The sequence below is a fragment of the Robinsoniella sp. genome (genome assembly GCF_034124845.1).
The window spans coordinates 40005-56810 of record NZ_JAWYAJ010000209.1; the positions used below are offsets into that span (position 1 = coordinate 40005).

Genomic DNA, 16806 nt, shown 5'->3' on the forward strand with positions numbered 1-16806 from the left:
AGCATTCTACATTGCCATACTACTTATCCACATCATCTCTGTATTGTCTGGGACTTATCCCCACTGACTCCTTAAATATCCTGCTAAAATAGGATACATCATGATAGCCGATCATCTCTGCAATATCCTTTAAACGGTAATCCGAACTTTTCAGCAATTCTTTCGCTTTGTTCATACGAACATTTGTAACCAGCCTGTTCGGGGATATTTTTTTAATTGCCGTAAACTGATTGGCTACATAGGTTGCATTATAGCCGTATTTAGAAGCAAATTCTTCCACCGTCAATCCCTGGGCATATTGTGTACAGATGTACTCATACATCAGCTCCACAACATCCTCAAGGGTCTTATTCTGCATAGACTTTCTTGCTTTTTCTCCTATCTTTTCAATTAATGACTCCATACTCTCCTGCAGTCCGTCATAGGATAATGTCCCCCCTATAATAGCTTCAATCTCGTATAACAGCTGTTCCATCGTATATTCCTGCTGCAACCCCGGATAATGCCTGTAAATTTCAGACATAAAGTATTTCATACTGAATTCACAGTTAATCTGAGTAATTTTATTTTTCTTCCACTGACTGCACAGCTGTTCAAAACATTTTATAATTCCTTTAAAATCATCCTTTTCCAGAAGTGATGACAAACGGTTTTTTTCCTGATTTCCAATTGCAATATAAGCTTCCGGCAACACTTCTTCTCCCATAATCGTCATATGGCTTCTTCCAATCAACGCCTGGTTGCTCATGCAGAAACGGATATCACGATACTTTTTTCCAAGCTCCTTTGTATCTGAAAATGCTTCACTCAGAACAATATTTACAGGCATTTCCAGCAGCTTTTCATAACCCGCCAACTGATTGACTAGATGTTTTACCGGTACAATACTATCATCTTTTGATGCCAGAAAAACCAGCTTTTCATTTCCGGCCTTAGAATCAAACACATAGTATTTCCAGTCCTTATCTGCCCTTCCTTTCAGCTTCGTTCCAATAGAGCCGGAATTCCATATTTCACTCAGAGGCCGGATCAAAGTTTCTGCACGCATGGAAAATGCACCCACACACACCAACAGAAGATAACAGCAGTTATAGCCTTCAAATCTTTTTTCTAAAACATCCTTCTCATACACACCGTTAAAAATGACATTTTGCAATTCCTCACAAATCACTTTCTGTTTTCTCTTTTCGATATTATCTGAAAGTCTTTTCAGTGTATCCTGCAGTTCACTCTGCACCGGCGGCTTGAGAATGTAACTGTCCACCCCGAATCGGATTGCTTCCCTGGCGTAGGCAAATTCACTGAAACCGCTTAATACCACGTACTCTATACCCTCGTATCTTTTTTGCGCTTCTTCAATCAGCTCCAGCCCATTCATAACAGGCATCCTGATATCGGTGATAACAATATCAGGAAGATCTTTTTCCGCTCCGGCAAGTGCCTGCTCTCCGTTTCGAAAGCTCCCTCTGACTTCCATATCCAGTTCCAGGTTCTTTATCATCCGCACAATTCCTGCAAGAATCGCCGGCTCATCTTCTACAACGATAACTTTCATCATCCGCTAATTCTCTCCATCATCCTTCAGTTTATTATGACTTATGACTCTTTGCAATCACCACACAGGAGCCTCCCATAAAACTGCTTCCTACCCTTAATGTTATTTCTCCACCGGAGTAAATAAAGAGTCTGGCATAAGTGTTATTCAACGCCAATCCTCCTATCTGCATATCAGGAATCTTACTTCTGCTTTTAATTCTCTCCTCTATTCCCCGAAACTGTTTATTTAGTTCCCGGACAGACTCCTCTGTAAATCCGGATCCATTATCATCTACCGAGATTTCCCATCCATCCTTTGTTATGGCTCCTTTTACACAGATGCGGTAAACTGGTTTTTCAGAATCTACAAAACTATGCTGAAAACAATTTTCCACCACCGGCTGCAATACAAACTTGGGAATCTCAACCTGCTCCATTTCCTCATCCAATTCAATTTGAAAATCTAAAATGTCCAGATAACGGTATTTCATTAGCTGCAGATATGTTCTTGCATGTTCAAACTCTAAACCGACTACCGTTGTTCTCTGCCCGGTCTGGGTAGTGTATTGAAGCATCCTGGTTAACGCCGCACACATATCCATAATCTCAGGTGCATTCTTCTCATAACCGATCATTCCGATGACCGACAGTATATTATGTATAAAATGAGGGTTAATCTGTGCCTGAAGGACATCGTAATTTGCTTTTATTTCCCGGGTATGCGCTTCGATCAGTTCGTCTCTTGTACGTTTAATACCTTCGAACATATTCTCAAAAGCATTTGCCAGCAATTTTATTTCATCATTGGAACTGTCCGCATTAAAATCCAATGAAAGGCTTAAGTAGTCCATATGATCTATATAATTTCTCAATTCCCTTATGGGTTTGTTCAGATTATAGGAAATAATATAAACGACAAAAATAATAAAGCTAAGTACAATGACGCCTAAAACAATAATTGTTCTTACTGTGTCATAGACGGGTTTCATATAATCTGAAGTTCTTGCCAGCATAAAAATTTTCATTTCATAGTTATTCAGGAATTGGCTGCTTATGGTATATGCTGTATCGTCCAGATTTTCCAGTTCCTGTAAAGGTGCGCCCTCGGTAGCGTAAAACAATTCATTATTATAAAGAACAATTACCTGCATCTCATTTTCCTGCAGCTTTACCTTAAAAATGTCATCCAGCAGTTTCTTTTCATACTGTACATCTACCATTCCATAACGTTCAAATTCATCCTGTATCACTCTTACAAATGAAAACACCTCATTCTGTGTACGACCATACTCATCTCTGCCCACAGGGAGGATTAATTTACTCTGCCGATTCTCCGTCATATACTTAACCCAGTCTATTTCCCGAATCCTGCTTTTCTCCGGCAGTTGTTCCGGATAGATATTAAGGCTTAACAGATCAAAATTAGCAGACATTACATCAAAGCTTTTATGTTCAAACCGCATTCCGCTCACACCGGCTATCTCACGCTGTATCTTTCTTTTTTCTTCGGGATGATTTTGAAAATAGTTACCCTCGTCACTGGACCGGTTTACCATTTCCAATATTTCATGGACCGTTTCATTGGCAGCTAATCCCAGTGTAATATCACTCATATCATTTAAAATACTTTCAAACTGGGAAGCCGCCTTTACCGACAACTGCTCAATTGAGCTGTCAGTAATATCTTTCATATTCTTGGTTTGTGCGAAACCATATATGACAATGAATACTACAAATATTGTAATGACCAATGCAGTGTAAATAAACAACGTCTTTTTCTGGTAACTTATTTTCCGAAACAAACTGCTTCCCCCATCCTGATAAAATTATCCTTTAATAGCTCCCGCAACCATGCCGTCCACAATATATTTCTGTCCAAACAGATAAACAAACACAACCGGCAGACTTGAAATTAAAATATGGGCGCAAACCAGATTCCACTGGGATGAGAATTTCCCCAAAAAGCCATAAACACCTAAAACCAATGTCCATTTATTAGAGTCCGTAATTAAGTAAAGCGGAAACTGGAAGTCATTCCAGATAAACATAAACTGAGTCACGCATACTGTAGTCACTACCGGTTTTAACAGCGGCATGATTACAGAGAAAAATAACCTTAACGGTCCGCATCCGTCTGTCACTGCTGCTTCATCCATCTCCTTTGGAAGAGCTTTGGCAGCCCCATAAGAAAGCATAATGGTCATTGGGAGAAATATGGCTGTATAAACAAGAATCAGACCCAAATAGTTGTTATAAAGATGATATATTTTTAATACCTCAATCAACGAAATCAACTGCATAGGTACAATCAGCCCCAGAAGAAAATACTTTCGCACCGCTCTGTTCAGTCTGCTTGTGTTCCTGGCCAGTACAAATGCTGCCATCACTCCCAGAACTGCTGATAATCCCACGCTTAATACCGTAATGATAACACTATTTAAAAAAGATGAGAATACCCTTCCCTCACTGAGTACAATGGAAAAATTTTCAAATATCAGGCTTTCTGGCAGGGTCAGTCTCATGATGTCGGACTCCGCAGCTGTTTTTACAGAATTAATCACCACAAGAAGCAGTGGAAAGATAATAGACAGACTGCAAATCCAAAGTATAACGGTTAGAATCATTCTGTTAATCTTTATACGTCTCATTACTGATCAACCTCCATTCTTCCCAGCCCATAATTAACCACGGCAAATACAAGAACGACAAACACGGTCAAACACATATTGGCGGCGCTTCCGGTTCCCATAGCTCCATTTCCCAGATATTTATAAACTGTGGTACTCAATACCTCTGTCGACAGCCCCGGTCCGCCTTTTGTCAACGCAATGACAATATCAAAAACCTTTAATCCTCCGATAATGCTCAGGGAAATAACCGTATTTAAAGTAGGCATCATAAGTGGTGCAGTTATAGACTTAAATTTCTGCCAGGCGCCCGCCCCGTCAATAGTAGCTGCTTCGTAATATTCACTGGAGATTCCCTGCAGACCAGCCAGAAAAAGTACCATACAGTATCCAGCTCCTCTCCAGATCTCTACAAATATAACCGCAGCCATTGCTGTAGAGGGTTGTCCCAGCCAGTCATTGGCTGACAGTCCCAGGCTAAACATCCCTAAAAATGTATTTAAAAGCCCCGTCTTGGGCATTAATATGGAACGGAATACTACGCCTACAATCAGGCTGCTGAAAATAGCTGGCAGATAATAAATTGTCCTTAAAGTATTTTTAGTCGGTATCCTGGCATTCAGTGCCAGTGCCAATGCAAAACCTATTATTGCTTTAGCAGCAGTGGTAAATAAGGTAAATATAATTGTGTTTTTAAATCCCATGCGGAACAAGCTGTCCCCCAGCAGATTTTTATAGTTGTCAAGTCCGCAAAAGGTCTTAGTAGAAGAATAGATGGTCCAGTTTGTAAAAGAATATAGCAGCCCCAGAATACTGGGAATAATAAATATCATTGTATAAATCAGCAATGGAATAAACCAAAAGTAATTCGGATACACTTTCTTGGCATTCATATGTAACCCCCTCTTTCTTTGAAAGAAAACTGAGGGCAAAAGCTTTACGCCTCCTCCCCCAGCTTTCAGATTCTTACACCTGACCTGTCAGAAACCAGACAGTCCGAGCGCTTTTGCTATCTGGGCTCTCATCTGATCGTACTCCTTTACTCCCTCTTGTGCAGTCTTGTTACCTATCAGCACCTCTTGTGCGAGTTTACAGAGTCCGTCAAAGTCCTGTCCCTGAACGAGTGAATTATGACCAAAATGATAGCTGTATTCACCGCTGTTTAATTTCTCTATTAATTGTTTGGTAGGTGCCAGGCAGTCTACCTCTACATCTTTCCATGGTGTTGAAGCTTCACCCATGGCACCATAAAACGCATTTAGATTTTCCTGCTCTGCTGCAAATTGAAAGAAATCCTTTACAATGTCTACGTATTTTCCGGATTTGGGTATATACCACTGTGCGGTAGTACCTGCAAAATAAGTGTCTGAGTCTCCAATATAAAATGGGATCAGCTCCATATTTTCCGCGGAACCAGGATATTTTTCTTCCATTGTGACATCCCAGGTTGTCAATCCAATTGTTACCCCGCATTTATTTTCTCCAAATGCCTGATACTCCCCATCCCAGGAATCTGCCATAGTATTGTCACCCAGATATCCGGCTTCATTCCATCTTCTCAGGTCTTCAAGCACTTCTACCATTCCAGGTATGTCCTGATACTTCACCTCATTTTTATTTAATTTTTCAATGAGCTGCGGATCTTTATCCAATGCTTTTTGAATGCCTCCGCTGGTCATATTTCCCACTACCCAGGGGTCTTTGGAAGCCAGATACATCGGCTGTACTCCATTTTTCTTTAACGTTTCAAAACATTGTTCCAGTTCTTCTTTGGATGTTGGAATATCCAGCCCATTATCTGCAAACACCTTTTTATTTACTGCAAAAGCGAAAAATCCTTGGCCGCCAAGTGGGATTCCCCAGATTTTTCCGTCAACCATAAATGAATCCTTACTGATCAGCTGATCTGTCCAGGCCTCTTCTGTAAGGTCCACCAGACGCTCATCAGGCAGCATATAAGTATGCTCAATCACGGATCCGGAGTTCAAAATAATATCCGGCAATTCCTCTGTTGCAAACTTTGTTTTTATTAATTCGGATGCCATATCATCCGGCAGCATCTGAACATCAAACTGTACACCCGTCTTATCCGTATATTTCTGGAACAATGCCTCTCTTCCCGGCGTATCCCAGCCCTGTGCCAGTACCACGCTGAGCGTAACCCCCTCATAATCCAGTGCCTTGCCGGAATCCTGAGATATTCCCTCTGTCCCATCCGTTGTTTTGGTTTCTTCAGATTTATCCTCACCTTTATCAGATGCTTCTGTTGCTGCCTGTTCTGTTGTTTTTGCGGTTTCTTTCTCACTTCCCCCGCAGCCAGCAAGTGTACCGATGGTTAACGATGCTCCCAGCAAAAGAGCCATAAATTTTCTGCTTTTCATCCTTTTTCCTCCTAACATTTTTCCTTAGATCGTGTTTAATTAACAATCCCCATACAGATTTGTTCAAATAATTAAGTGTTATACGAATTTACTTGATTATTTGTTTCATGATGTCTGTACAGCCAGTATAGCGGATATATGCCTATATTCCCATGCAGAATCTACAGGTTATTCATGTACTTTTCATTGATGTTATGAGCAGGTATCGGATTGATGGTACATATCTGATCCTCAAAGATAAAGATCCATTTTCCGCTTCCTGCATATATCTTAGAATGTTGCCCATAATCCTCTGCCTTTCCTTCATTTTCTATACTTTTTCTGTTGACCAGATCCGAGGATAAAACAGGCAGTATAATTTCTCCTGAGGTGTTGGGAGGAAGCGTTATCATCAACTCTATCTTTGTATTTATTCGTCTCCAGGATACTTCTATTTTTCCGTAAGGATGATCATGCCATACCTTCAGCCATTCCATATCTTTGGGAAAGTACGGCTGTATTTTAATTTTTCCCACCGGATTTTCCTCACGGACCAGACAGATTCCGCCAAGGCCCGTATAGAACCATTCGTCCCCGCTTCCCAACATAAAGTGATTCTGGGAACCATGAGGATGATGCACATTCGGTCCGTCCCATTCTTCCGCCAGGGTTGTTGCTCCGCATTTAACCTGATACCCATACCCCGGTCGGTCTGTCACCTTCATCATATCATACACCACATCTGACCTTCCATACCTGGTTAATGCTGCCAGAACATAGGGATGTCCCACATCTCCAGAAGTTGTACCGTTCTGGTTTGCACGTATATTTAATACCAGTTCTTCCAGTACTTTTTCTTCATATGATTTATCTACAAATCCTGCCATTAATGCCATAGCCTGTGCTGTCTGGCTTCCGGTCGCGTAATGGCTGGTCTGATCATCAAAAAACTGCAGGTTAAACTCCTCCTTAACTTGTTGATATAAGTTCTTATAATACTCTTTCTGCTGATGTTTTCCAAGAATTTTTGAAATCTGTTCCATGATCCGTAGGTCAATTCCATACATGCAGGTAGCGGTTACTGGAACAGGTGTATTTTGGGTAAAGGGTGCCCTGACGCCCACATCACACCAGTCTCCAAGCCCGTGATGCAGCACATAATGATGTGTCCTGCCAGTTAAATATGTAATATAGCGGACAGCGGTACCGTAGTTCTCTTCTAATATCCGCAGTTCACCATATTTATGATACAAATACCAGGGGATCAGAATTGCCGCACTTCCCCACTCTGGTGAGTCCACATACCCCTCATGATACCCAAAGGTAATATATTCAGGTGCAATGTCCGGCACAAGCCCATTGTCATGCTGTGCATCCCGCATATCCTCCAGAATTTTTTGATACAAATTTTTCAGGTCATAATTAAACAGCAGTGCAGGCCCTATAAGATGTGCTTCCTCCAGCCACCCGAATTTTTCTCTGTGAGGACAATCTGTCAATACACTTTTCATATTGCTGACCATGGCCTGCCGGATGATGTGGTGGATTTGATTAAACAACTTTATGGAGCAGGAAAAATTACCCGTTTTTTTTATATCGGGATAAATATATTCCCCTGTCAGCTCCAATAAATTAGCCGCACTTCCCCTATCCTTTATTATCATATCGTTTATAGGTGCTGCTCCTTTTACCAGTACATACCGAAACCCATAATAGGTAAAACGTGGCTGCCAATTCACCTCTCGCTTATTTCCAAAGGTATATTTCCAGTAATAATCTTTTCCGGTTACACTTTGATCCGGTTCTCCATTTTCATTTAGTAACTCTCCGGGAATCATTATGACTTCCTGTCCCGGGTCACCGGAAGCAGTCATTCTGACAAATCCCGAAAAATTTTGCCCAAAATCATAGAGATATCCGGAAGCAGTTTTTTTCACATCCACGGCCTTTAGACGCTCCATCACCTTTAGGGGCGGATTTTTCTGAGCAGTTAATTTTCCCTGGGGAGGCGTTGCTATTTCAGCCGGACAGCTATTTAATTCTTCTCCATTTTCCATCTCTAATCTGGCATCATAATCCTCTCCACCATAAATACCAGAAAACGTAATGGGTCCCGGTCTCTGCTCCCAGCTCTCATCACTGATTATCAGCTCTTTTTCTCCATCCTGATACTGAATATGCATCTGAAACAGGAACTTCATCCTGCCAAAAGAACGTTCAAAATAAACATACCTGCCCTTTTGCCCAGCCGCGGTGTGGTACATGCCATCTCCCAGGCATACACTAATTCTATGGTCCGACCTGATTGACACCTCTCTTGTAACATCATATGTATTGTAAAAACAGGTCTTTCTATAATCAGTCCACCCAGGTTGAAGAACCGCATCTCCGACCTTCTTGCTGTCAATACTCCACTCATAATGGCCCAGACCGCAGAGATATACAATTGCATTTTCCACCGGCTTTTTTATATGAATCTTCTTTTCATACACCGGATTTGAATTCACATCACCGGATACACCCAGCCATTTTGCTTTCCACTCATTTTGATGCAAAATTCCCATGCGCCAAAATGCCGCTTTACTATATGGTATCTCTGCTGATTCACAGCCCTTTTTCCAGCTTCGGACACGAAAATAATATTTCATACCAGAACGCAATTCTATTCCTTCATAGCAAGCGCTCATTTGGCTGCCGGTGCACTTTTTGCTGTCCCAGATCAGAACCCCTTCTCCCTCTTTCCCATCTTTACAAAAATAAACCTCTATCTGAAATGCTTCCTGTATCCAGTTTGTCTCTTGGGTAATCACTTTCCAACTCAACATTGGTCTGGTCACATCCAGGCCGACCGGTGATGTTTGATTCTCGATCCTTAATTGATATTCCAGCATAATTCTACCTCCTTTTTTCTTAACCGATTGGTTATGCCTATTTCACTTTCCGTTTAAATTTAAGCCTGCCGTATTGATATTATAGAATATAGTATTTACAACTAAAATTCAGCATTTACATATCATACATGGAGTATTTACAGAAGTATTATTTCATAAAACTTTTCTCTCATCGAATCTTCCTATGATCATAATTTTTGACAAAAAAAGAGCAGGCTCCGTTCATTAGCTCCTGCTCTTTCTCCACCTATTTTATTCTAACCGTCTTCACCTTACTATAGCTGCTATAGTATTTCTGGTTTTTCACAGTCTTATAGGATCTCACTTTTACATAGTATTTCGTTCCTTTTTTCAGTTTGGATACCGTCTTCGTGATGGTCTTTGCATTTTTTACGCTGAAATATTTCTTTCCTTTTGTAAATTTACTGTTCTTTGCATAAACGATCTGATATCCGGTTACCCTGGAATCTTTTCTCCAAGTTACTTGCATTCTGCCCTTGCCTTCTGCTGTTACTTTAGAAATCACTGCCTTTTTAGGACGTACCTCGAATATGATTGTCTTGGATGCAGCATTGTATTTGCTGGTAGCAGCGGCTTTAATGGTAATCTTAGCTTTTCCGTAATTTCTAACGGTAACTTTACCGGAAGAACTGATGGTAACAACCTTTTTATTATCAGACTTGTAAGAAAGCTTTCCATCGCCATTTGTCTTTACATTTAATTTGTAAGGCTTAGTTCCATATATTTTTGAAATATTCCTGGCACTGATTGTCTGATTCTTTTTCACCGGTTTGGATGGTACCACTGGTTTTTCGGTCTCCTGCGGTTTTTCTGTTTCCTGCGGCTTGTCTGTTTCCTGTGGCTTGTCTGTTTCCTGCGGCTTGTCTGTTTCTTCCGGTTCTGTTTCTTCCGGTTCTTCTGGTTCTCCCGGATCCGTTGGTTCTGCTGCACGATTGTCAATTGCATATTTAGAAATCGTCAGCAGGCTGGATGCCAGATCATAATCCATTTGATTTCCCTCTGCAGCCTGAAGTGCTTCCGCATCTGCAATGGCTGTTTTCAGGCGCGCCAGGTCATCCGGTCTTGCTTTTGAAGTATCTGTTCCAGACACCAGTGTTTTTGTTTCATCCAGTCTCTGTGCATTTGCTGAAGTATCTTCACGGTATCCGGTCTCCATCATTAATTCGTTGGACTCTGCTACCACGATTTGTCCGGATGATAAGCCTACCAGTCTGAAATAATAGGTACCATCTAACGGTACCCCAAATGCAACTTTATCTTTGGTAAATACGCCGCCGCCTTTATAATTATTGAATTTTACATCTACAAACTCGTTTGTATACACACCGGGTTCTGTGCCATATTGTACCTTGTAAGAAGCTGCAGCTGTCTTCGGATATGTAATCTGGAATCCATCCTGGAAAGGTTCCGCCGTAATTGCAATTTCTTCTACTTCAATCTTTGAATATAACTCTTTTTCTTCTTCCGTCAGGGTACGTACATTGATGTCGTCTACTTCAAACTGCCTGTTATACCCGCGAAGACCAACGCGCCCCATCTTATGGGCGCTGTCGGCAATAGAGTATACCTTTGTATCGTCAATGAAGAAATTCAATTTGGAGCCGTAGGCAATTACCTTAAGGTGATGTGCCTGATCCTGATTTACCAGTGACGATTCCACTGTTCCGCTTATGCCGTTCCATTTTTTATCAGCAGCCTTTCCAACTTCAAAACTTCCTTTACCCTTACTATAGCCAATACCAAAGTAATAACCATTATAGCTGTCTGCGCCACTTTCTTCTTTGGAAGACCGGAAAATAAGACCTGCATTCTGACCCTCTCCCCGCAGTGTAACATTTGCTTCATAAACAAAATCTTTCCACTGATATTGCTCTGCTGTTACCAGCTTCATATCTGAACTTGATCCAAGTACAACTTTTTCATCAACAAACTGGATATTCGCCTGTTCCGGTACCTTTACCCAATTCTCCTGGGATTTCTGTGCATCGTTAAAATCATCTGAGAAAAGAACTTCACCCGGCTGTTCTCCCGGTTCTTCCTCAGTTTCCTCAAATACCCCCAGATCTTCTTGCACAACCGGTCTCACATCCACCCCATAAGCGGTAAATGCCTCATTGTAGGAGCGGAAACCAATCGTTCCTTTTGAGAATCTGGAATCGCTGAATTTTGCAATAAATTCATAATCTGCATCGCTATGAGCTTTTAAATAAACAGCAAACTGGTCTCCAAACGCTACAACCTTAATATCATACTTTGTATTCGTCTGAAGTTCCGGCATGGAAAATCCCTTAATGTCATGCCATTGTCCGTCTGCGTATCCAATCATAAGTCCCAGTCCATGGACGTTACCATCATTGTAATCAACTCTTCCGATACCAGCAAAATATCCTGCATAAGCATCCGGATCATTGCCGAAATTGCTGCCTCGGAAGATAATACCTGCATTATTATTTGACATTTCATCAACAGAAACCGTTCCGGTAACTACATAATCCGTCCAGTTCTGCGCCGAACCGTCAGCCGGCTCATAAGTCATCTTAGCTCTTTCATTTTTTCCAATTTTCGCTACCGTTCTGCCCTCATTTTCATCCTGAATATATCTGATATTATTACCTGGATCATACTTAACCCATCCTGCTGATCCATCCTCCATATAATTAAGGGTTGTGAATCCGGAATACTGGGCATTGGGCGCACCTGGATTTGGTTTTAATCCGCCACCGTTGACTTCTTCTGCCTTTAATACGATTACATCACTTGCTTTATCTTCTCCGTGAACCTTTGCAACGATCTGAACATAATAGTCCTGTCCAGGGTCAATGCCTGTAATATACGCAGTCTGGGACTCAAATCCGATAATGCTGTTGGTGAAATCCCCTTCTTCCGTTGTCTTATACAGAAGTTCATATGGTGTCTCCTGAGCATTTAAATTGGTATTAATCTTAATGTAATCATCTGTACGGCTATAGCTTTCAATATTAATACCCGTAATTTCCATGTTTACCGGTGTAACAACCAATCTGTCAACCTGAAGTCCATCGGTAAAACGAAGGTTATTATAATGACCGTTCGTAAATTTGAAGTTACCGTCAGATATTAGATTTTTCAGTCCTTCCAATGTTGCCGAACCGGAACTTAAATCAATTGCCTCTCTGGCTTTATTATTTACAATAACCTCTCCCTGCCCGCTTCCTTCTACTGTTAATGTATAGTTCTGCGCAGCCGGTACCATAATATTTTTAAATTCCTGATAAGTATTACCCAAATGATTGATCTTGCTGCTGTCGCCTTCTGCTCTCACAACATCTGTGTATGGTTCTCCAATTGCGGGGAACTGGGATATACGCAGTCTGCCGCTGCCATAAGGGATTAATTCTATATCCGTCTGTAAGCTTTCATCTGCCGGTGTTGCACCATATGGCTGAGGTCCTGCAATATTTCCATCATAGGTCCACTCAGGAATTAACTGTCCGGTAGCTTTGATGGTAACCGGTGCCGTCTGGGTGCTGAATGGCTGCAGCGCCACCTCATCCGCATATGAAACTTCAAATCCATCTTCTACAACTAATCCATAATTCCACTGAGATGCCGGATATACTTCTCGCAGGGGAGACTGTGCCTGATGTTCTACCTTTAATTCTCTGGCATCATTGCTTTCCTCTACCCGCCAGTCCTCTTCTATCTTAAGTCCGTACAGAAGCGGCCCTTTTTCTACAGCAACAGAATCGTTGTACCAGGATGATGTTTCAATCTCACTTGGGAACACCAGATCAATGGTATCACCTTTTTTCCATTCCCGGTTTACCTTATAATATTCTCCGTTCACTACGCCTTGAGCCACTGTACCATTTACTTTCACAACCGGATCCACTGCCCATTCCGGAATGCGAAGCTGAAGTTCAAAATCAGCCGTTTCACCCTTATAATCCAGGTGTACAGCATCTTTAAACGGATAATCCGTCTGCTGTACAAATTCAGCTGTCTTTCCGTCCGCTACTTTAGCCTTAACCTGATTTGGTCCGTAAGCGGTCAGTGCAAGTCCGTTGTTCTCGGTTGCCATCCACATATTCTGAACAAATTTCGGCCAGCCCATATGGGTATTGGAATAGCAGCAGTCGAATCCCAGCGGAGCTCCGAATGCGGAACTGTCACCATGATCACAATCAAATTCATGGTTACCCAGGGTTGCCATGACCTGATTCTGCAGGACATAGTAGACATGTCCGGACATATCCGGTGTATAAGCAGCCGGAAGTGCATTATATGCCAATTTTTCAATCCGGTCACCAATCCATGCCTCACCCAGCACTTTCTCTGCTATCTCTGAGGAAAGCAGGCCTTCCACAATACCGCAGTTCTCAGTACCTCTGGTACTGCGGTTATCTCTTGCTGCTTCATCGGAATTGGGAAGTCCGTCTACACGGCCATGGTCGATAGACATGTTTAACAACCCGTTCTGAAGAGCATTCTTATCCAGTTCATTTTTAGAATACTGATAATATACTGCGGGAGTTTTCATGCCCTGGCTGGTATTTACCACGTGCTGCCTTACCGTGGTATCATTATACTGCCCTGTCCAGTCTGTTGTCTGTTCTTCCAGTATGTTACCCAGATCAAGCAGCCAATCCGATGACTGGGGATCCGCTTCATCATAAACTCTGTTGTACAGCCAGTAAACACTGTCAATATTGTCACCACCCCTGGCATCTGCCCAGTTGCTTAAGTGGTTGTTCGGCAGTGCTGCCTGCTGGTACCGGAAATAGCTTTCCATAAAAGGAAGTACCCGCTCGTCCGGTTCTCCGGCTGCTTCGGTTGCTTCATAATAATCCCGCATTGCCATCAGAACCGGCATCTTCGCCCACCAGTCAGTCTTGCTGCCTGCTCCAAAAGATCCGTCCTCCCTCTGGCTTTTCAGAATTGCTTCCACCCACATCTGGGCCTCTGACTTCAGGTCCTCATCATCCAGCACATATGCCAGCGCAACAAGTCCTCTCATATAGTAAGGACCTCTCTCCCAGCTTTCACCGTTTTCTGCCCCAAGCCATGCACTGGTAGCCTCGTTATAATCATTAAACAAATGCATATTTCCTGTTAAATTCACTTTTTGTAACAACAACTGGTTTTCAAGCCATCCATTTGCACGCACCGCCCCCACCGGTAATTGCACAAAAGGAGTGGTAATCAATTCCCCCTGATTGGAAACATAATCGGCATTTCCGCGCCTGACGCTTTTGCTTTTCACTTCTGCTGCATCAACTGCTCCCACCGATCCTGCCAGAAGCGATGCTGCCAACACCACAGACATAGTCTTTTTCAATACCTTTCTCATAGTTCCGCCTCCATTATATTTTTTATAATATTCTTATATTAATAGAAAATAATGGCAATATCTATAAAAATATCATGGAATTTGTTGTAATTTTTTAGCATAGTTTGTTATTCTTTCGCTAGCAAATAATAGGATGATCCGGCAAGTGTATTTATAAGTATATGTTCATTTTATTATGAACTTATCAATAGACATTAAAATAGCCCGAAGATTGACGTTTTCACCAATCTTCAGGCTATATCATTCCATTATACATTATTTTTTTCTCCATTCTCAGGTTTTCATGCATATGCTGAAACGTTTGCTACCAGATCCTGACAATCATTTGTATCAACGAGCATCTCTAAATCACTGGATGGGCTTAACACGATTGCACTGACAATGGACTTGGCATCCAGTACACAGTCACCGGATTTAAGCTCTACATCATAATTGTAGCGGCTTACGATATTCACAAATTTTAATAAATCATTGACTGTATTAAAATGAACGGGAATTCTTGTCATATAATCATCCTCCTCTCTGCTTAGTCTATAATAGCATTATAAACCTTGATCGTGGACAAAATAGTAAGAATTTGTGAACAATTTAAGAACTTTCACTAAAAAATTTCTTTCTTTTGTTTATATTTTTTTATGATTTGTACAATAATACGGGTTATTTGTATTATAATGATTATACTTGTCTAATTAGCCGATATATTGTAATGCATACAATGCGATCAAACCACTTAGCAGAGTGCCTGCCAGACAGCTTTCTGCTATAACAAAACCAATTGCTCGGTTCTCTTTTGCTAAACCACTCTTTCCGTTTCTTCAATTTGTCTGGTTATTTTAATAGGTTCTATTTTTTTCAATAAAAAAACAGAAATTACTCTATCTTCATAGGATAATTCCTGTTTTTCTCAACTTTAAATTTATGATAATCTTGTTGCCAGCTCTAAATAACTGCCGGCATTGCTGCTTTTTTCAAAACCAGTCATAATCTCTAATACATGAAGCATCTGATCACCATTTGCCCTGAAATCACCAATTCCTCTCAGCGCATCAGCCATATTAGACAATCCAAGTCCCCGGCTGTTCTCACTGTAGTCAAATAATAGAGGCATTTCCTTATATTCATTCTCTTTTCCGCTGAGAAGCTTAACCGGTCCCCCAAAGGTATTTGGATCTGGTACAATTAAGGTCCCTTCTGTTCCGTAGACCTCAAATCGTGCCTGCTGCGTATAATGTACATCGAAAGTAGTGGTAATCGTAGCTGTGGCACCATTTTCAAAATCAAGGATTCCGTTATAATGAGTCGGAACTTCTACATCAATGATCTTTCCATATAAAGGTTCACTGGTGATTAACCGTTGTTCAAAGTTTTTCTTTGCAATTCCGGTCAGTCCTTTGACACTGCCCATAAGGTTCACAAGTGCCGTCAGGTAATAGGGTCCCATATCCATCATAGGGCCTCCTCCGGTCTGGTAGTAGAACTCCGGTGCCGGATGCCAGCTCTCATGTCCGTGGCAGATCATAAACACCGCAGCACCTATGGGTCTTCCGATAAATCCGGAATCTATGATCTTCTTGCAGGTCTGTATTCCGGCGCCCAGAAATGTATCCGGTGCTCCGCCAAGGAGTAAATTCCGTTCTTTTGCCAAAGACAGCAGTTCCTGCCCTTCCTCAAAAGTAGTTGCCAGCGGTTTTTCACTATATACATGTTTTCCTGCCAGAAGTGCCGCTTTTGTAACATGATAATGCTCAAGAGGTCTGGTTAAATTAAGCACAATCTCGATCTTTGGATCGTCCAGCATTTCCTCCATGCTTTTATAAACCTTGGAAATATGGTACTCTTCCTGTACTTTTTCTGCCTTTTCTTCAATCAGGTCATAGATTCCCAGAATCTCTACATTTCGGAACACACTGCTAAGATTTTTTAAATAAATGCCGCTTATGGCACCCAGTCCCAGTATACCTATTTTTACTTTTTCCATCACTGTCCCTCCTAATACATTTTTGCGGTGCTTTCAAACCGCTCTGTTGTCAGTCTGTGATCCA

At 41.5% G+C, this 16806-nt stretch carries 9 protein-coding genes; all 9 read right to left on the reverse strand.

Annotation, left to right across the window (positions count from 1 at the left end):
• Positions 1 to 19: 19 nt before the first annotated feature.
• Positions 20 to 1558, reverse strand: a complete 1539-nt coding sequence (locus ACH2DQ_RS09945; RefSeq protein WP_394910884.1) for a response regulator — start codon at positions 1556 to 1558, stop codon at positions 20 to 22.
• 31 nt (positions 1559 to 1589) lie between these two features.
• A complete protein-coding gene (locus ACH2DQ_RS09950; RefSeq protein ID WP_394910883.1) occupies positions 1590 to 3338 on the reverse strand; it encodes a sensor histidine kinase in 1749 nt (582 codons plus the stop codon).
• Between the two features lie 24 nt (positions 3339 to 3362).
• Positions 3363 to 4184, reverse strand: coding sequence for a carbohydrate ABC transporter permease (locus ACH2DQ_RS09955; RefSeq protein WP_394910882.1), 822 nt, complete (start codon positions 4182 to 4184; stop codon positions 3363 to 3365).
• Complete coding sequence (locus tag ACH2DQ_RS09960) at positions 4184 to 5056, reverse strand: carbohydrate ABC transporter permease (RefSeq protein ID WP_394910881.1); 873 nt, start codon at positions 5054 to 5056, stop codon at positions 4184 to 4186. Before ACH2DQ_RS09960 ends, ACH2DQ_RS09955 begins: the two co-directional genes overlap by 1 nt.
• 87 nt (positions 5057 to 5143) lie before the next feature.
• Entirely contained in the window at positions 5144 to 6544 is a 1401-nt protein-coding gene (locus tag ACH2DQ_RS09965) for an ABC transporter substrate-binding protein (protein WP_394910880.1), read from the reverse strand.
• Positions 6545 to 6705: 161 nt separating this feature from the next.
• The gene (locus ACH2DQ_RS09970; RefSeq protein ID WP_394910879.1) at positions 6706 to 9414 is read right to left on the reverse strand and encodes a family 78 glycoside hydrolase catalytic domain; all 2709 of its coding nucleotides are present in this window, start codon (positions 9412 to 9414) and stop codon (positions 6706 to 6708) included.
• A 247-nt stretch (positions 9415 to 9661) separates the two neighbouring features.
• The gene (locus ACH2DQ_RS09975; RefSeq protein ID WP_394910878.1) at positions 9662 to 14764 is read right to left on the reverse strand and encodes a beta-L-arabinofuranosidase domain-containing protein; all 5103 of its coding nucleotides are present in this window, start codon (positions 14762 to 14764) and stop codon (positions 9662 to 9664) included.
• Between the two features lie 281 nt (positions 14765 to 15045).
• Positions 15046 to 15270, reverse strand: coding sequence for an HPr family phosphocarrier protein (locus ACH2DQ_RS09980; protein ID WP_394910877.1), 225 nt, complete (start codon positions 15268 to 15270; stop codon positions 15046 to 15048).
• A 410-nt stretch (positions 15271 to 15680) separates the two neighbouring features.
• Entirely contained in the window at positions 15681 to 16742 is a 1062-nt protein-coding gene (locus ACH2DQ_RS09985; RefSeq protein ID WP_394910876.1) for a Gfo/Idh/MocA family protein, read from the reverse strand.
• Positions 16743 to 16806 lie beyond the last annotated feature (64 nt).